14 protein-coding genes are annotated in these 17,539 nt (G+C 46.3%); 5 read left to right on the top strand and 9 right to left on the bottom strand.

Features of this window, described 5'->3' with window-relative positions:
• Positions 1 to 43: 43 nt before the first annotated feature.
• Positions 44 to 2,617, top strand: coding sequence for an ATP-dependent chaperone ClpB (gene clpB, locus FC652_RS07260; RefSeq protein ID WP_176298056.1), 2,574 nt, complete (start codon positions 44 to 46; stop codon positions 2,615 to 2,617).
• Between the two features lie 101 nt (positions 2,618 to 2,718).
• Here clpB and ppx read toward each other — a convergent pair whose 3' ends face one another.
• Both ppx and ppk1 read right to left on the bottom strand, forming a co-directional pair.
• Positions 2,719 to 4,218 (bottom strand): exopolyphosphatase, encoded by a 1,500-nt coding sequence (gene ppx, locus FC652_RS07255; RefSeq protein WP_176298055.1) that lies wholly within the window; start codon positions 4,216 to 4,218, stop codon positions 2,719 to 2,721.
• Positions 4,202 to 6,304 carry a polyphosphate kinase 1 gene (gene ppk1 / locus FC652_RS07250; RefSeq protein ID WP_176298054.1) on the bottom strand — a complete coding sequence of 701 codons (2,103 nt, stop codon included), beginning with the start codon at positions 6,302 to 6,304 and terminating at the stop codon, positions 4,202 to 4,204. Before ppk1 ends, ppx begins: the two co-directional genes overlap by 17 nt.
• A gap of 198 nt (positions 6,305 to 6,502) precedes the next feature.
• Between ppk1 and FC652_RS07245 the strand changes: the two genes are divergently transcribed.
• Genes FC652_RS07245 through phoU form a run of 4 tightly spaced genes read left to right on the top strand, consistent with a single transcriptional unit; the run spans position 6,503 to position 11,937 of the window.
• Positions 6,503 to 8,695, top strand: a complete 2,193-nt coding sequence (locus FC652_RS07245; protein ID WP_176298053.1) for an ABC transporter permease subunit — start codon at positions 6,503 to 6,505, stop codon at positions 8,693 to 8,695.
• A gap of 27 nt (positions 8,696 to 8,722) precedes the next feature.
• Positions 8,723 to 10,393, top strand: a complete 1,671-nt coding sequence (pstA, locus tag FC652_RS07240) for a phosphate ABC transporter permease PstA (protein ID WP_176298052.1) — start codon at positions 8,723 to 8,725, stop codon at positions 10,391 to 10,393.
• A 1-nt stretch (position 10,394) separates the two neighbouring features.
• Positions 10,395 to 11,213 carry a phosphate ABC transporter ATP-binding protein PstB gene (gene pstB, locus FC652_RS07235; protein WP_176298051.1) on the top strand — a complete coding sequence of 273 codons (819 nt, stop codon included), beginning with the start codon at positions 10,395 to 10,397 and terminating at the stop codon, positions 11,211 to 11,213.
• Positions 11,214 to 11,238: 25 nt separating this feature from the next.
• On the top strand, positions 11,239 to 11,937 hold the full coding sequence (gene phoU / locus FC652_RS07230; protein WP_176298050.1) for a phosphate signaling complex protein PhoU: 699 nt from the start codon (positions 11,239 to 11,241) through the stop codon (positions 11,935 to 11,937).
• Positions 11,938 to 11,940: 3 nt separating this feature from the next.
• Here phoU and FC652_RS07225 read toward each other — a convergent pair whose 3' ends face one another.
• The 7 genes from FC652_RS07225 to FC652_RS07195 form a co-directional block, all read right to left on the bottom strand.
• Positions 11,941 to 12,414: a hypothetical protein gene (locus FC652_RS07225; RefSeq protein ID WP_176298049.1), complete on the bottom strand. Its 474-nt coding sequence runs from the start codon at positions 12,412 to 12,414 to the stop codon at positions 11,941 to 11,943.
• Between the two features lie 129 nt (positions 12,415 to 12,543).
• Positions 12,544 to 13,218, bottom strand: coding sequence for a hypothetical protein (locus FC652_RS07220; RefSeq protein WP_176298048.1), 675 nt, complete (start codon positions 13,216 to 13,218; stop codon positions 12,544 to 12,546).
• Positions 13,219 to 13,276: 58 nt separating this feature from the next.
• The gene (locus tag FC652_RS07215; RefSeq protein ID WP_255199142.1) at positions 13,277 to 13,897 is read right to left on the bottom strand and encodes a hypothetical protein; all 621 of its coding nucleotides are present in this window, start codon (positions 13,895 to 13,897) and stop codon (positions 13,277 to 13,279) included.
• Between the two features lie 201 nt (positions 13,898 to 14,098).
• Entirely contained in the window at positions 14,099 to 15,046 is a 948-nt protein-coding gene (locus tag FC652_RS07210; RefSeq protein WP_176298046.1) for a LysR family transcriptional regulator, read from the bottom strand.
• Between the two features lie 10 nt (positions 15,047 to 15,056).
• Positions 15,057 to 15,833, bottom strand: coding sequence for a polyphosphate kinase 2 (gene ppk2 / locus FC652_RS07205; RefSeq protein ID WP_176298045.1), 777 nt, complete (start codon positions 15,831 to 15,833; stop codon positions 15,057 to 15,059).
• 53 nt (positions 15,834 to 15,886) lie between these two features.
• Positions 15,887 to 16,639 carry a copper homeostasis protein CutC gene (locus FC652_RS07200; protein ID WP_176298044.1) on the bottom strand — a complete coding sequence of 251 codons (753 nt, stop codon included), beginning with the start codon at positions 16,637 to 16,639 and terminating at the stop codon, positions 15,887 to 15,889.
• A gap of 262 nt (positions 16,640 to 16,901) precedes the next feature.
• Complete coding sequence (locus FC652_RS07195; RefSeq protein WP_176298043.1) at positions 16,902 to 17,510, bottom strand: peroxiredoxin C; 609 nt, start codon at positions 17,508 to 17,510, stop codon at positions 16,902 to 16,904.
• Positions 17,511 to 17,539 lie beyond the last annotated feature (29 nt).

Below are 17,539 nucleotides of genomic sequence, written 5' to 3'. Positions count from 1 at the left end.
ACTGATTAAAGAATTTACTTCAGTTGAGGTTAGGAAGGTAGCTATGCGTCTTGATCGATTTACCAGCAAATTTCAAATCGCTATCTCTGATGCACAATCATTGGCGTTAGGGCGCGATCATCAATACATTGAACCTGTTCACTTAATGGTGGCGCTGCTTGATCAAAACGGCAGCCCTATTCGTCCACTGCTGACCATCTTAAATGTGGATGTCACTCACCTACGTTCAAAACTCAGCGAAATGCTGGATCGCTTACCCAAAGTGAGCGGTATTGGTGGTGATGTACAGCTCTCCTCAGCCATGGGCGCGATGTTTAACCTGTGCGATAAGATTGCGCAAAAACGCCAAGATGCTTACATCTCATCTGAAATCTTTTTGCTCGCAGCAATCGAAGATAGAGGACCACTTGGTCAGCTCTTCAAAGAACTTGGCTTAACTGAACAGAAAGTGAGTCAAGCTATCGAGCAAATTCGCGGTGGTCAAAAAGTGAATGATCAAAATGCGGAAGAACTTCGCCAAGCGTTAGAGAAATTTACCATTGATCTGACGGAACGTGCAGAGCAGGGCAAACTAGACCCTGTGATTGGTCGTGACGATGAAATTCGTCGCACCATCCAAGTATTGCAGCGTCGAACCAAAAACAACCCCGTGATCATTGGTGAACCAGGTGTCGGTAAAACCGCCATTGTTGAAGGTTTAGCACAACGCATCATCAACAACGAGGTGCCTGAAGGTCTGCGTGGTCGCCGAGTGTTGTCACTCGATATGGGCGCGTTGGTGGCTGGAGCGAAGTACCGTGGTGAGTTTGAGGAGCGACTTAAATCGGTATTGAATGAGTTGTCTAAAGAAGAAGGCAATATCATCCTCTTTATTGATGAGTTGCATACCATGGTTGGTGCAGGTAAAGGCGAAGGTTCGATGGATGCAGGCAATATGCTCAAACCCGCATTGGCACGTGGTGAGTTACATTGTGTGGGTGCCACGACACTCGATGAGTATCGTCAGTATATCGAGAAAGATCCAGCACTTGAGCGCCGCTTCCAAAAAGTGCTGGTGGATGAGCCAACAGTGGAAGACACCATTGCGATTTTGCGTGGTTTAAAAGAGCGCTATGAGCTGCACCATCACGTTGAAATTACCGATCCTGCGATCGTTGCTGCGGCCAGTTTGTCGCATCGCTATGTTTCTGATCGTCAATTACCGGACAAAGCGATCGACCTCATCGACGAAGCCGCATCCAGTATTCGCATGCAGATCGATTCTAAACCCGAAGCTCTGGATAAGTTGGAGCGCAAAATCATCCAACTCAAGATAGAGCAACAGGCGCTGAGTAATGAACACGATGAAGCGAGTGAAAAACGTCTGCGCTCACTTAACGAAGAGTTGAATGAGAAAGAGCGTGAGTTTGCTGAGTTAGAGGAAATTTGGAACGCGGAAAAAGCCGCGCTGTCTGGCACTCAGCATATTAAAGCGGCGTTAGAGCAAGCACGCATGGATATGGAGTTTGCAAGACGAGCGGGGGATCTTAGCCGCATGTCTGAGCTTCAATATGGCCGTATTCCAGAGCTTGAGAAGCAACTTGACCTAGCAACGCAAGCAGAAATGCAGGAAATGACCTTGTTGAAAAACAAAGTCACCGATAATGAAATTGCGGAAGTGCTTTCTAAGCAAACGGGTATCCCTGTCTCCAAAATGCTTGAAGCAGAAAAAGAAAAACTACTTCGCATGGAAGAGGTGCTGCATAAACGCGTTATTGGGCAGAAAGAGGCGGTGGAAGTTGTTGCGAATGCAATACGTCGCAGCCGCGCTGGCTTGTCCGATCCCAATAAACCGATTGGTTCGTTCTTATTCTTAGGTCCAACCGGTGTGGGGAAAACGGAACTGTGCAAAACGTTGGCGAATTTCATGTTCGACAGTGAAGATGCCATGGTGCGTATCGACATGTCCGAGTTTATGGAGAAACACTCAGTGGCACGCTTAGTCGGTGCACCTCCTGGCTATGTGGGTTATGAAGAAGGTGGTTACTTAACGGAAGCCGTTCGACGTAAGCCTTATTCAGTAATTTTGCTCGACGAGGTGGAAAAGGCGCATCCTGATGTGTTCAACATCCTGCTGCAAGTCTTGGATGATGGTCGATTGACGGATGGACAAGGTAGAACAGTGGATTTCCGCAATACCGTGGTCATCATGACATCAAACCTAGGCTCCAGCCGCATCCAAGAAAACTTCGCTATGTTGGATTACCAAGGCATCAAAGAACAGGTGATGGAAGTGGTGACCAAGCACTTCAGGCCGGAGTTTTTGAACCGTGTTGATGAGACAGTGGTCTTCCACCCACTTGGTCAAGATCATATTAAGTCGATCGCAGCGATTCAACTTAACCGCTTGGCGAATCGCATGGAAGAGCATGGCTATCAGTTGGAAGTGTCTGATAAAGCGCTCGAATTGATCGCACAAGTTGGTTTTGACCCGGTTTACGGAGCAAGACCATTGAAACGAGCGATTCAGCAAAGTATCGAGAACCCACTGGCGAAATCTATTTTGGCGGGCTCGGTGCTACCGGATAAGAAAATACAGCTTATCGTGAGTAACGATCAGATTGTTGCTCATCAGTAGCTGAGCATTCTCCCAAGAGAAAAGCTTTGCTCCTGTGACTAATCACCAGAAACCCCACTTAACACGTGGGGTTCTTTCATTTATCGAAGCGATTTTGGGGATTATTTAAGCTCCAGCTTCCAATTCACTTGTGACCAACGTTCTTGCTCACTTTGTAAGTCGGCAGAAAGCAATTTGTTGTTCTCTAACCAATCTTTGTCTTTGCCACTGAGTAACCAATGATCATCGTTCACGTCCAAAGTAAATTCTGGCAGTGGATCATCGTTGCGCTGACCATTGATGAGAATGGCAAGGCGCAAAAGGCGAATCAGATTGATCACTTGTTCTCTAGTGTAGAGATGGAACTCGGGCAATTCGGTAAGTTTGAGCGATTTACGCTGATAGCGTGTGAGTGAAGCAAGCAACAGTTGTTGCTCGCTGTTAAAGCCCGGCATGTTGGTGTGTTGTAAGATGTAGGCTGAATGGCGATGAAAACCACGCAGACTGATGCTCAATCCGACCTCATGAAGGAGAGCTGCCCATTCCAGTAAATGGGCCAGCTCACTCTCACGGATTATGCCCAACTTTTTATGTGCTTGTTCAAGCAGTTCACCGGCCAAGCCTTTTACACGTGCAGCATGTTCCAAATCCACCAAGTGCTTCTTAGCTAAGTTCTCGGTTGTTCTCATACGCAGATCTGAACGTGCAAAGCCCGTTTCCATTTCATAGAGTAAACCTTCACGAAGCGCACCGTCAGAATAGTGCATTTCTGACAATTTTAGCGTCTGGAAAACCGCCATCAGAATGGCGACGCCAGCTGCAAACACGGGTTTTCGCTCGTCAGTGAGGCCAGCTAGTTGAATGTCATCGATGGTGTCAAAGTTACACAGCATTTCGATCAAAGTGCCGAGCCGATTTTGAGTAATGATGCCATCTTCAAAACCTAGACCAACGAGTACTTCATGAATCGCCTTAATAGAGCCTGATGAACCATAGGCTATTTCCCAGCCTTTCTTACGATACTGGCTGGCGATGGACTCCAGTTTCTGTTCACCAGCGGTGATCGCTTTGTTGATGTTCTTTTTGGTAATTTTCCCGTTGGAAAAGTAACGACTGGTAAAGCTGACACAGCCCATTTGCTTACTGTTGAGTAGCTCCGGTTCAAAATCGCGACCGATGATCAGTTCGGTGCTGCCTCCGCCAATGTCAACCACCAACTTAGAGGAGACTTCTAGTTGTGTGTGTGCAACACCCAGATAGATCAAACGCGCTTCTTCTTCTCCCGGAATAATTTCGATGGGGAAGGGGAGGACTTGTTTAGCGCGTTGTAAGAACAGATGGGCATTGTGTGCTTGGCGTAGAGTATGCGTGGCCGCAATGCGAACATTCTCTGGTTCAAACCCTTGCAGTCGTTCGGCAAACATCGCTAAGCATTCGAGCCCTCGCTCCATTGCCGAATGGCTCAGATTCATTTCGCTATCTAATCCATCAGCAAGGTACACACGTTGCTTATGGCGGCTAATTAATTGCAGATCTTCATCGACGACTTTGGCCACCACCATATGAAAACTGTTGGAGCCTAGGTCGATAGCGGCAATATCTCGACTATTGGTTGTTGTCATTCGGTTCTACTTGCCCCTTTTGCTTGCGCGTATGTTTCTCAACATTTTTAAGATAGTCGTAGATGGCTATCTGAGAACGTATTTTTTTGCGATTGCCGCGTTCAACATAATTATTGCTCATCTCTTTGTCGATGCGGCGTGCCTTCACTGTATCAGTAAATTGGATGTTGAGAATATCGATAATGCGCTGTTTGATGCGTGTATCACGCACTGGAGACATGACTTCAATACGGTTATCGATGTTACGCTCCATCCAGTCGGCAGAAGAGATATAGACTAACGGTTCTCCATCATTATGGACAACCAACACGCGTGGGTGTTCTAAGAATCGATCAATGATACTGATGATTTCAATGTTTTCACTGATTCCTTCTAACCCTGGAACCAATGAACACATACCGCGAATGATCATGCGAATTTTCACCCCAGCGCTGCTGGCCGCATAAAGTTTACTGATCAGTCCTTTATCAACCAGATTATTCACCTTGAGGGTAATGGTGGCTTTTTTCCCAGCTTGGGCGTTGTGGATTTCGTTGTCCAATAGCCGATAAAGTTGTGAGCGAGAGTTCCGTGGTGAGACGATCAAGTGGCGAAACTTTATTGGGCGGAAAGGATTCATTATGTAGGCAAATACGCCGCGTACTTCCGCCGCGAGTTCTTGATCGGCGGTGAGCAGAGAGAAGTCGGTGTAGATACGGGCTGTTCGCTCGTGGAAATTACCGGTACCAATATGCGCGTAGCGCACGAAATCGTCTTCTTCACGTCGCGTTATCAATAATAATTTGGCGTGGATCTTCATTCCTGGTACACCAAAAATAACGTGCACGCCCGCATCGGTTAGGCGTTTTGACCATTCAATATTGGCCTCTTCATCAAAGCGTGCTTGTAGCTCAACGACCACGGTGACTCGCTTGCCGTTATGCACCGCATCGATCAATGAGTTCATTAAGCGTGAATTCTTCGCAACGCGATAAACGTTGATTTTGATGCTGACCACCTTGGGGTCGAATGAGGCTTGACGCACCAGCTCCGTAATATGCTCAAAGCTGTGATAAGGGTAGTGCAGGAGAATATCTTGATTGCGAATGGCATCAAATGCGTTGGCGTAGCCTTCAAAATCAGCGCAGGCCAATGGTGGCAGCGGTTTGTTCTCCAAGTAGTCGCGTCCAACGTTTGGAAAGGCGATAAAGTCTTTGAAATTGTGATAACGACCGCCAGGAATCAAACTGTCGTAGTGAGAGATTTTGAGCTTAAAGCAAAGGTACTTCAGCATCTCTTCAGGCATTTCTCGCTCGTAAACAAAACGCACGGGCAACGCAGTGAGTCGTTGGCTTAGGCCTTCAGACATCTGCTCTAGCAAGCTGTATTCAACTTCATGACGCAAGTCGTACTCGGCATCTCGGGTCATTTTCATTGCATAGCCATTGAGTTCGTCGTAGTCAAAAAAACCACGGAAGATATCGTTAAGGCAAAAGCGAATGATGTTGTCGAGCAAAATAATGGTTTTCTTACGTTTGCCTTTTTGCTCTGGCACCATAATGAAGCGAGGAAGGTGATCGGTGGGGATTTCCAGCAAGGCATATTTGGCCTGTTCTTGTTGTTTCAACTCCACAGCGATGTACGCATACTCGTCTTTCAAAAACTGCAGGACGTCAATTTCATCGGTCAACATCAGCGGAGTGATGTGAGGCAATACTTCTTTCTGGAAATATTTGACGATCCATTTTTGTTGAGCCTCATCGAGTTGGCTTTCGTTGACGAGAAAAATATGCCGTCTTGCCATATCTCGGATCAGTTCATTGTAAAGTTCATCAAAGCGTTCGTTGAGTTTTAAGGCTTTGCTCTGCATCTTTGACAACAAGTGCTTTGAAATGTCGTTGCCACCTTGCTCTCGATTAATCAAAATTCGGCGTTTTACATCCGAAAATCGCACTTTGTAAAACTCATCCAAGTTATTGGAGAAGATACCAAGAAAGCGAATGCGCTCAATGAGCGGCACGGTTTTATCGGCGGCTTCTTGTAATACCCGTTCATTGAATGACAGCCAGCTAAGCTCTTTTTCTATATAGAATTTATCCGCACTCATAAATTGGCCTGACGTTGATCATGTAATTAAAAATGGACTCAATAAGGAGGCACAGTATGTGTTTTTTGTTACAGATTTATTTCATACCATGACTATCATAATAGTTGTATTATTTTCATATGGTTAATGTGATCTGTAATATAATTGTCATCTTAACGAAATATTATGTCAGCACGTCAAAAAGGGTAGAAAAATTCGATGGCCAGAGCCGAATTCACATTGCAGACCAGAGACAAGTCGAGATTGTTAAAAGATCGCTTGGTTCGCATGGCGGTAACCTGTGGTGGTGTTGGCGTATTGGCAGCGTTGGTGCTGATTTTTGTCTACCTTGCTATGGTGGTTTTGCCGCTTTTTTCTGACGCCAAGTTGGAGCCTAACAAGCTCTCCATGCCTATCGCTGTGGAAAAGCCTTTGGCGTTGGCTGTTGATGACTATGGCCTCCGAGCCTTAACCATTACGCAACAAGGCCGTTTAACGTTTTGGCAGTTAGACAATGCGAAACCTATTTTGGACGTATCCATCACAGAACAGCCAGTTGCGTTTGCACAAAGTATAGCAGCATTGGATACGTATGGTTTTGTGACTCAGCAAGGTCAAGTGACGCTCTTTAAACCGCGTTTTAACAGCTCACTGGCACAGAATGTTCAGCCGCCAGAAGTTGAGTTTTACCGCCCGACCTATGATTTTCAAATCGCAGCGCAAGGTGCTGATGTTGAGCGATTTGCTTTTAGCAGTACACAATCCTCACCGACGTTAGTGTGGTTGATGCGAGATGGTACCTTAAAGACGCGTTGGACACAGAATGTGAATGGCGAATCGACACAAATCGATTTTCAGTTTCCATCACAAATCCCACATGTGGATCAGTTGCTGATTACGCCGGATGGGGAAACGATATATCTACGTACTGCTTCCGAACTGATGGTCGCGAAGAAACGTGACCGCACGTTTTATGTTCGAGAAGTGGTGGATTTAACATTGGGGGACAAAAAGCACTCGGTCCGCAATATGGTTTTACTGGCAGGTGCTTACTCACTGCTTGTGACGCACGATGATGGCCGAGTTTCGCAATGGTTTGATACCCGGCAAGAGAAGAAGCGACAACTCACTCACATACGTGATTTTAAATTGGCCTCAGAAGTACAATTTTTGCTCCCCGATACACACCGTAAAGGCTTTTACAGTTTTTACACCAATGGCACATTACAAAGTCATTATACGACCAGTGAAAAGCTGGCGCTCTTTTTGAGAGCGTATAGCCAAGCGCCACAATTGGCAGCCATGTCGAATAATGAACAATTCTTGCTGACTTACTTTCCCGGGCGATTAAGTTTAGCGACGGTGGACAACCCTTATCCGGAGATCTCTCTTTCTTCGTTGTGGCAAAAAGTATGGTACGAAGGTTACCCTGAACCTGAGTTTGTTTGGCAATCAACGTCAGCGAACGATGACTTTGAAGCGAAGTTCAGCCTTGTTCCTATTGCATTTGGCACCATCAAGGCGGCTTTGTTTGCCATGCTGTTCTCGGTACCGATCGCGGTATTAGGGGCTATTTACACCGGTTATTTTATGGCACCGAAAATGCGCCGTATCGTTAAACCTTCCATCGAATTGATGGAGGCTATGCCAACGGTGATCATTGGTTTTCTTGCCGGCTTGTGGTTTGCGCCGATTGTTGAGCAGCATTTGATCAATGTTGTGACTTTGATGGTGGTATTGCCGTTAAGTACCGTGGTAGTTGGTGCGGGCTGGATGCTCCTTCCTTCTGCTTGGCGGCATAAAGTTCCTAATGGTTGGCATGCCGTGATCTTAATGCCAAGCATGGTGCTAGTGGTGATGATGGGAGTAGAATTTGCTCCCGGACTAGAGTCATTGTTGTTTGAGGGTGATATTCGTCTGTTTCTGTCGCAGCATGGGATCGGTTTCGATCAAAGGAATGCCATGGTGGTGGGATTAGCGATGGGTTTTGCGGTGATCCCGACGATTTTTACCATCGCAGAAGATGCGATTTTCTCCGTTCCCAAACACCTCTCTGACGGTTCATTGGCCTTAGGAGCAACGGCGTGGCAAACCTTAATGCATGTGGTGTTGTTAACCGCGAGCCCAGGTATTTTTTCTGCTGTGATGATGGGGCTTGGGCGCGCTGTGGGTGAAACCATGATCGTGCTGATGGCGACAGGAAATACGCCATTGATGGATTGGAATATTTTGGAAGGCATGCGGACGCTCTCTGCTACCATCGCCGTCGAGCTACCTGAGTCTGAAGTAGGAAGCTCTCATTTCCGTTTGCTGTTCTTAGCGGCTTTGCTACTGTTTGTGTTTACTTTTGCCGTAAACTCCGTAGCGGAATGGGTCCGCCAAAGATTGAGAGATAAATATCGTGCCCTTTAATCACAGATGTTTGTTAGGAGCCCTACCGTGCTGAATTGGATTCGTTCAGGCGCACCTTGGATATGGTTAACTGGCGGTGCCGTGAGCATCAGCTTGCTCTCTGTGTTGACATTGTTATTGCTTATCGGCTGGAAAGGACTGAACTACTTTTGGCCGGCCCCCGTTTATCAGTGGACAGTATTACAATCTTCGCCGCAACAAATGCCCAACACCCATGTAGGTAGCCTTCTGATTGGGCAAGTGTATCAACGTAATGATGTCGGGCATTCACAGTTGCCTCCCTCATTGCAGGCGTGGCAGCCTGATCAAGACGATGTCGTGCGGATCAAGATTAAAGTGGCCAACCGAGGCTTGTACCCTTCAGAGTTCATTTCGGTTTTACAATCTCAGTTGAGCGAACCCACGACGCCAGAAGATATCGTGGTGTTTGAACGCAGCAGTGGGGGTGACTTTTTCGGTCGATACATCGCTTTTCGCGATGGTGATACACAAACCAGCGAAAACATTTTCCCGTTGCTCGATGAGAAATTGCACTACGCAGCACGTTTAAGAGAAGAGATCGCTTTGCTGGTGGAAAGCAATATCAAACCCCTGAGCTGGAAACTGGAACAATTGCGCTTAGATAAGCGTCGTAAAGAGTTGAATGGCTCGCTCACTGACGAGTACCTTCAACGTTATCAAGCGGAGCGAGAGTACTACGAAAAAGAGTTGGCCAACTACGATTTACAGCTTGATGGCCTGCGTTTGCAGCTCACGGGATACACTTTGTTGGTGGAAGAAATGTCGGGTCAGACGATATCGATCCCTTTAAGTGAAATTCTTGATTATTGGTTGCCCAATCAGATGTCTCCTTTGGATAAGGTGGCGCGATGGGGGGCCGAAATTTGGAAGTTTTTGTCAGAAAACCCTCGAGATTCAAACTCTGCTGGTGGTGTATTTCCAGCCATCTTTGGTACCGTGTTCCTAGTGTTGATCATGTCGATTATTGTCATGCCTTTGGGCGTGATTGCAGCGATTTACCTCCATGAGTATGCGAAAAACAATGCCTTTACCAGAGTGATCCGCATTGCAGTGATCAATCTCGCCGGGGTGCCTTCGATAGTTTATGGGGTGTTTGGCTTGGGATTTTTTGTCTATACCATCGGCGGCTCGATCGACAGTTTGTTTTACGCAGAAAGATTGCCAGCGCCAACGTTTGGTACACCGGGTTTGCTCTGGTCTGCATTGACATTGGCTGTATTGACGCTGCCCGTGGTCATTGTGACCACAGAAGAGGGCCTAACACGTATTCCCAGCTCGGTTCGTCACGGTTCACTTGCGCTCGGAGCGACGCAATTTGAGACATTGTGGCGAGTGGTGTTGCCGATGGCGACCCCTGCCATCATTACTGGGCTGATTCTGGCCATCGCCCGTGCAGCTGGGGAAGTAGCACCATTAATGCTGGTGGGTGTGGTTAAGCTTGCGTCCAGTTTGCCTGTGGATGGACAGTTTCCGTACATTCATCTTGAACGTAAGTTTATGCACCTTGGCTTTCATATTTACGATGTGGGCTTCCAAACGTCGAACATCGAAGCAGCGCGACCACTGGTGTATGCCACGTCCTTTTTGTTGGTGACGGTCATTGTCGGCTTGAACTTAACGGCCATCAGTATCCGCAATAATTTACGCGAAAAATATCGAACATTGGGGCAAGACTAAGATGTATTCTTTCAATGACACATTGGGCTATCACGCCCCTTTAGATGTGAATAATCTGCCTGACGATAAAACGGCCATTACGATTGAGAACTTGGATCTGCACTATGGTCAAAGTCAGGCACTGTACGACATTTCGATGCGCATTCCCAAAGGGAGAGTGACGGCATTTATCGGTCCGTCAGGTTGTGGTAAGTCAACGTTGCTGCGTTGTATCAATCGCATGAACGATCTGGTGGAAGGATGCAAAGTGACAGGCAGCGTTAAGCTGTATGGCAGCAATGTTTACGATCCTAGTGTCGACGTTGCAACCTTAAGGCGTCGGGTCGGGATGGTGTTTCAAAGGCCCAATCCATTTCCTAAATCTATCTATGAAAATGTGGTGTATGGTTTACGCTTGCAAGGTGTGAAAAATAGCCGAACGCTTGATGACGCAGTAGAGCGATCTTTACGCTCGGCGGCGTTATGGGATGAAGTGAAAGACCGCCTACATGAAAATGCCTTTGGTCTCTCTGGTGGGCAACAGCAGCGATTGGTGATTGCCCGTGCCATAGCCATAGAGCCAGAAGTGCTGCTTTTAGATGAACCGACCTCTGCTTTGGATCCTATATCAACTTTAACAATTGAAGAGCTTATCAACGACCTCAAGACTCAATATACTGTCGTGATTGTTACTCATAACATGCAGCAAGCCGCACGAGTGAGCGATTACACCGCGTTCATTCATATGGGGAAACTCATAGAATATTCCGATGCAGATACCATCTTTACCTCACCGATGAAAAAGCAAACGGAAGACTACATCACTGGCCGTTACGGTTAGTCAAACACAAACAATAAGGATCATTATGCATTTCGGGCGTCATATTTCTGGGCAGTTTAACGTTGAGCTTGAATCTATCCGCACCCACGTATTGACCATGGGTGGACTGGTTGAACAGCAACTCTCTTTTGCTATGCAGGCGCTGCACAATGATGATCTCGATTTGGCGAAGCGCGTGGTGCGCGATGATCATAAAGTCAATGCGATGGAAGTGTCGATTGACGACGCGTGTACCCGCATCATTGCGAAACGTCAGCCAACGGCCAAAGATTTGCGTTTGATTATGGCGATTATTAAGACCATTACGGATCTAGAACGCATTGGTGATGTAGCAACCAAAATGGCCTACGTGGCAATCGAAAGTCCTTCCTCGAAAGAACGTCAGTTTAATGTTTCGCTAGAGCCACTCGCTCGTCAAGCGATTCAAATGCTCCATTTAGTGCTAGATGCGTTTGCTCGAATGGATGTTGATGCCGCAGCTGAAGTGCACAAGATGGATGACAAAATTGATGCGGAATATGAGGCGGTGATTCGTCAGCTCATGACCTATATGATGGAAAATCCGAAGAACATTCCCAACATCCTTCAGGTGATGTGGTCGGCTCGTGCGATTGAGCGAGTGGGGGATCGTTGTCAAAATATCTGCGAATACATTATCTACTTTGTCAAAGGCAAAGATGTGCGTCATCTGGGCGATCAAGGCATCAATGACGCACTTAAGTAGTGTTTAGAAGCGTAAACCAAAACCGAGATTAAAGTTGGGTGACGTGTCGGCAGGAATGAATGTGGTGTTTATATCAAACACGTCAACTTCGAAACCGGCGCGTAAAAACAAATGTTGGTTCGCTTGGAACACGTAATTGGCGCTAATACTGACACCGTGTGTGTTTTTGTGCTCATTGAAGAAACTCCCATCATATTTGGCTAATCCAAGGCTTGCTTGGAAACCTTGCTGCTTGGACTCACCCAACATTTGTTGTATTCCAGCACGATACGAGTAAATCTCTTCATCGTAAGCTCTGCTTTCATAACGAGTTTTTGCCACTTCCGCAAAGACAGCATCAAAGCCAAGTACATCACTCATACCCAATTGAATACCTGCACCTTTATAGGGGCCTAACTTGAGATCTGGAGAAATCGTGATTCCTGCAAATGCAGTCGAACAAATAAGTGAAGAGAGAATTATCGCCATCTTTTTCATGATATTACCCAAAAGTTGATTGTATGAAGATGGAGTTCCATTCCTGTATGCGGCTATATTAGTGATTAAGTTTGTCCATGCATAAGTCGTAATCATTATCTATTTAATAACCTATGCTTATCATGACGACTAAAACGAAATACTTCCGCCCACCGTCCAGTTCACACTGGTGTTTTGGCTTCCGTAATAGGTACCATTAGGACTTAAAATAGTGGCCTTAAGATAAGGGTAAATTGCCCATATTGAGCGCATGGTGCCGATTGAGAACTCCCATTCATTGGCGTGCCCCTGATTAAAGTAGATCATGTCTGAGCGATCAATGGCGTAATGATGTTCGTATCGGCCAGTAAGGTAGATATGCTGAAAGTAGTGAGCCGCTGAGGCATATATCGAATATTTGTCAGAATCATCTACGGTAATCCAAGTGAAGCCGTTGCGCGTAAACTCCCCAGTGATGCCCATTTTAATTGAATAGTCATCAAAGCGACGTGTGGTTGAAAAATCTAAAAAATGGCTTTTGGTTTTCACCCCATCAACTTCTAGCATGTCATTCATCAGCCAATCATTTTCCAAGCCAAACTCGTAGTAGGCATTAGTGGTCCATTTTGATGACAAGCGATGTTGATAACCAACGCCAACGCCTAACCATTCATTACTATCTGTGCCAATGTACAAATAGCTTTGTTCGGTGATGGCGGCAGATACACTGAGTTCAATTAAGTCCTTTTCAATTGAAACATTAAAGCCCGCTTGAACTGCTTCACTAATAATTAAGCAGCAAAAGGCCATTGCTTTTTTGCTCATGAAAATACCTGTTCAGAGAGAGGCTCCCACAATGGGAGCCAAAGAAAAGGAGAAGACGTTATTGGTTGATTCGCGCGCGAATCGTATCTCTTACTGCTTGACGGTCCAACTTAGGTTTTGCTGCTTCAAGTGCTGGAGCGATACCACCCTTAACGGTGTCACCACCGACATAAATAACATCGCCGTTATGGAAGATCGCGAAACTGCCAATGTGTTCACCGGACGTCACTCTTCGAACCCAATAGACGTTGCCATCTTTATCTTGAACAGTAAATTCATTGCTAATCCAATGTTCACGTGAAATTGTGTACTCATTACCATTGGCGTCGGTAATTTTATCGCCGTCGATCACGTAAGAGTAAAGCGGTGAGTTCCACATCGGGGGTTGCTCAGGGTCATTCCAAGTTGGTGGCAAACGATCGGGCGTATTAGTATCGTCAGTTGGGCCTCCCCATAGTGGTGGCTGGCGATCTGGGGTGTGGCCTTCGTCAGTTGGACCACCCCATAGCGGTGGTTGGCGATCCGGTGTGTTTACTGCGTCTTCTGGTGAGTGCCATACTGGTGGAAGTCGATCAGGTGTCGCTTCTGTACCTGAATGGCCAGCGTTGTTGGCGCTAGAGGAACAACCAGCTAAAACAAGTGAGCTAGTAATGACCAGCGACATCAGTGATTTTTTCATATCAATACCTACAATCTTGAAGTTGGGCTCACGGCTAATGAGCAAACGGGATTCGTCTAATCCTTCAGCAAGAGGCAAGTATTGATATGGTAGGGTTGCTTGTAACCATCAATTTGCCTCAGAAATCGATTCCTTGTTTCACATGACAATTTCTGATGGCAATAATGATTGATAAGTGTTTGGTTATCTAATATTGGTTGGTTATTTTGGCGATAAGCTTAAGTTATCGCTAAGCTGATTTTCAAGGACAGTTTTGATTTCGTGATGTATCCAATGCATCAATGGATTATTACGATTTCTGCTGTGGTAGTAGCTAAATACACCATGCGTAAACGGCTGTCCAGCAACCAAAATATTAAGCGCTCTTAGGGTGGGGTATTGCGCGAGGGGAAACAAATTGGAGTGAGGCATAAAGTAGTCGGTATGTTGAACAATATCGATCACGGCAAGCATGATTTCTGAGCGAAAACCAACGGTTGGAGTGGCGCCTTCTTTTTCCATCAGCTGCGCCGCATGGGTAAAGTTGTCATTCCATCCTGGGGTGATAATGGAAGCGATCGGGTAAGGCTCGAGATCTTTTGCTGTCACTGTTTGTTTATCAATCGGATGACCACGTCTTACAATCAGTTTTCCGGTCAGTTCGACCAGCTTTTTACAAGAAATATTTTGCGGAACATTTTGTTCTAAGTTCACACCGAAATCGATAGTTCCTTGTTGGAGGCCAGTGAAGGTGTCTCTATTCCAACCGACCAGTTCAATCGTACAATTCGGTGCTTGGGTGATAAAGCGAGTAAACAAAGCGCCAGTTAAAGAGGCCATAACAATAGGTGAAAGCGCAATTTTAATCCGACCAGAAAGCTCGATGGGATTGAACTCATGGGTTTGATTGAGCGCTGAAGCCAGTCCGTCGAGATGCGGCGTAATGGCCGTCAACACGGTTTCAGTAAATGGAGTGGCTTCTAAACCGGTGGGGACTTTGACAAACAGCTCATCACCAAAATGATGTCGCAGCTTCTGTAGTGCTTGGCTAATTGCTGGCTGCGAAACGAACAATCGCTTTGATGCTTTACGCATGTTTTTTTCTTGGTAGAGCACCATGAAAGTGCGCAATAAGTTCAAATCGAGAGAGTAAAAAAGATCTTTAGCCATATTGTGTCAATTAGTATTTAAAAGGAACAAAGGTTTGCTCTTCTGCTGGAGAACGAACATACCCTTCTTTGTTGAGTTCAGGAAGCGTAACGGGTGGATGAACCACTTCTTGGTAATCAATACTGCTCAATAGATGGCTGATGCAGTTGAGTCGTGCTCGGCGTTTATCATCCGAGGGAACCACCCACCATGGGCAATGTTTGGTGTCGGTATAAGCAAACATTTCATCTTTAGCTTTTGAATATTCAGCCCAGCGGTTACGTGATTCTAAGTCCATCGGGCTGAATTTCCAGCGCTTTATTGGGGTGTTGATGCGTTCGATAAAGCGTTTCTCCTGTTCTTCATCGGAAACCGAGAACCAGTATTTTAGGAGCACAATACCTGAACGCTGTAGCATGCGTTCAAATTCTGGGCAAGAACGTAGAAACTCTTCGTATTCATCATCGGTGCAAAACCCCATCACTTTTTCTACGCCAGCGCGGTTATACCAGCTGCGATCAAACAGCACGATTTCACCGCCGGCAGGTAAATGCGCGACATAGCGTTGAAAATACCACTGCGTTTTTTCTTTCTCAGTTGGCGCTGGCAGTGCGGCGATTCGACAAACACGAGGGTTAAGTTTCTCGGTGATGCGCTTGATCACTCCGCCTTTCCCAGCGGCATCTCTACCTTCAAATATCACAACCACTTTGAGTTTTTTGAACTTAACCCATTCTTGCAGTTTGACTAGCTCGATTTGCAAACTCTCGAGTTCATGTTCATAGAACTTCTTTTTCAACTTTCCCATACGCCCTCCTTTGCTTTGTTAAATCATAGCATTGAAGGAGGAAATTCGGGCAGTTAGCTGATTGATTTGAGAGCTAATACGGTATTGCGAATGGTGGCTGCATGGGTAATTGGGATAATAAAATCATCTTGATCAGTTGCGCCCATCTTGCTGTCAGAAGCAATAAAGGTCATTTTGCTTGGGCGAGTGCTCTTGCCTGAAAGATGCAGCTCTTTAACCCCCGTTGTCTGTGTCAGTTCGGCAACGTTATCGGGGGAGACTCCTGCGCCTGCCATGATAGCGAGGCGTGATTGGCTGAGAGCCACGAGCTGAGTCAGCGTTTCTTTACCTAGCGGGGCACTGGCGGCAAGCCCAGAGGTCAAGATTCGCTCGCATCCAAGGTCAATGATCTGCTCTAAAGCGGTAAAGGGCACTCGGCATTGATCAAAAGCACGGTGAAAAGTCACGCCAAGCTCTAGCGAGTGGGCGAGTTTGACTAATACACGGGTTCTTGCAACATCAATATCGCCATCTGCTGTCAGCAGGCCAAATACCACGCCTTGTAGGCCTGCTTGCTGAGCAGACAAAATATCTTGCTGCATGATTGCAAATTCATCATCGCTGTATAAGAAGTCTCCTTGTCTTGGCCTGATCATGGCGTAAACCGGAACCGTCGACAATTTTGCCGCGAGGGCCATAAACCCATAGCTAGGGGTTAACCCACCTAACGCGAGGGATGAGCAAAGCTCAATCCGAGTCGCGCCACCTTCAAGAGCATTGTGTAGAGATTCGATATTATCGATACAAACTTCGACTTGGTAACTCATGTTTTTTCGTTTGAATAGAGAGAACAGAAGTTCATCATAGCAGGAGCATGGTGAAGAATAGGGGTAAACTTTTTCGCTTCAATTACCGGGTTTAGAAGGATGTTTTGCGCGAAAAAGAAAAGCCCGACGCAATGCATCGGGCTTTGGAAGGACTTTACTTTATACTGATTGGCGCGTTGCGGTTTCCGCAATCTATTGTTTTATTGTCTCTCTTTGAGAACTTCCAACCATTCACCCGTTTGAGCTCGGGTGTTAAAGAACCTTATTTTTTAAGGTCAGCTGCGTGCTCAGATAGGAACGCTGCAACACCTTGAGGTGATGCGTCCATACCTGCTTTGCCTTCTTCCCATTGAGCAGGACATACTTCGCCGTGCTTCTGGTGGAAGTTCAGAGCATCAACCATGCGTAGCATTTCGTCGATGTTACGACCTAGAGGCAGATCGTTTACTACTTGGTGACGTACAAGACCATCTTCGTCGATTAGGAAAGAACCACGGAAAGCAACGCCTGCTTCTGGGTGCTCAACATCGTACGCTTTACAGATTTCGTGCTTAACGTCAGCAATTAGAGGGTATTTAACTTGACCGATACCACCGTTCTCAACTGGCGTGTTGCGCCATGCGTTGTGAGAGAACTGAGAGTCGATAGATACACCGATAACTTCAACACCTTTCGCTTGGAAATCTTCGTAGCGGTTGTCGAATGCGATCAGCTCAGATGGGCAAACGAAAGTGAAGTCTAGTGGGTAGAAGAAAACAACCGCTTTCTTACCTTTAGTAAACTCTGCAAAATTGAAGTTATCAACGATCTCACCGTTACCTAGAACAGCAGCAGCAGTAAAATCAGGGGCTTGACGACCTACTAGTACCATTTTTTTGCTCCTAAAAATGTATTGTTTCT

The sequence above is a fragment of the Vibrio sp. 05-20-BW147 genome, assembly GCF_013369385.1.
Taxonomy (GTDB): domain Bacteria; phylum Pseudomonadota; class Gammaproteobacteria; order Enterobacterales; family Vibrionaceae; genus Vibrio; species Vibrio floridensis.
The sequence above is the reverse complement of the archived record's forward strand: the minus strand, read 5'-3'. Positions and strand labels throughout refer to the sequence as shown.

Bases quoted from the DNA above. Each gene is read 5' to 3' on its own strand.
- FC652_RS07200 (WP_176298044.1), bottom strand. From the start codon at position 16,639: ATGAGTTACCAAGTCGAAGTTTGTATCGATAATATCGAATCTCTACAC.
- FC652_RS07195 (WP_176298043.1), bottom strand. From the start codon at position 17,510: ATGGTACTAGTAGGTCGTCAAGCCCCTGATTTTACTGCTGCTGCTGTT.
- ppk1 (WP_176298054.1), bottom strand. From the start codon at position 6,304: ATGAGTGCGGATAAATTCTATATAGAAAAAGAGCTTAGCTGGCTGTCA.
- FC652_RS07245 (WP_176298053.1), top strand. From the start codon at position 6,503: ATGGCCAGAGCCGAATTCACATTGCAGACCAGAGACAAGTCGAGATTG.
- FC652_RS07220 (WP_176298048.1), bottom strand. From the start codon at position 13,218: ATGAGCAAAAAAGCAATGGCCTTTTGCTGCTTAATTATTAGTGAAGCA.
- ppx (WP_176298055.1), bottom strand. From the start codon at position 4,218: ATGACAACAACCAATAGTCGAGATATTGCCGCTATCGACCTAGGCTCC.
- FC652_RS07210 (WP_176298046.1), bottom strand. From the start codon at position 15,046: ATGGCTAAAGATCTTTTTTACTCTCTCGATTTGAACTTATTGCGCACT.
- ppk2 (WP_176298045.1), bottom strand. From the start codon at position 15,833: ATGGGAAAGTTGAAAAAGAAGTTCTATGAACATGAACTCGAGAGTTTG.
- pstB (WP_176298051.1), top strand. From the start codon at position 10,395: ATGTATTCTTTCAATGACACATTGGGCTATCACGCCCCTTTAGATGTG.
- phoU (WP_176298050.1), top strand. From the start codon at position 11,239: ATGCATTTCGGGCGTCATATTTCTGGGCAGTTTAACGTTGAGCTTGAA.
- FC652_RS07225 (WP_176298049.1), bottom strand. From the start codon at position 12,414: ATGAAAAAGATGGCGATAATTCTCTCTTCACTTATTTGTTCGACTGCA.
- clpB (WP_176298056.1), top strand. From the start codon at position 44: ATGCGTCTTGATCGATTTACCAGCAAATTTCAAATCGCTATCTCTGAT.
- FC652_RS07215 (WP_255199142.1), bottom strand. From the start codon at position 13,897: ATGAAAAAATCACTGATGTCGCTGGTCATTACTAGCTCACTTGTTTTA.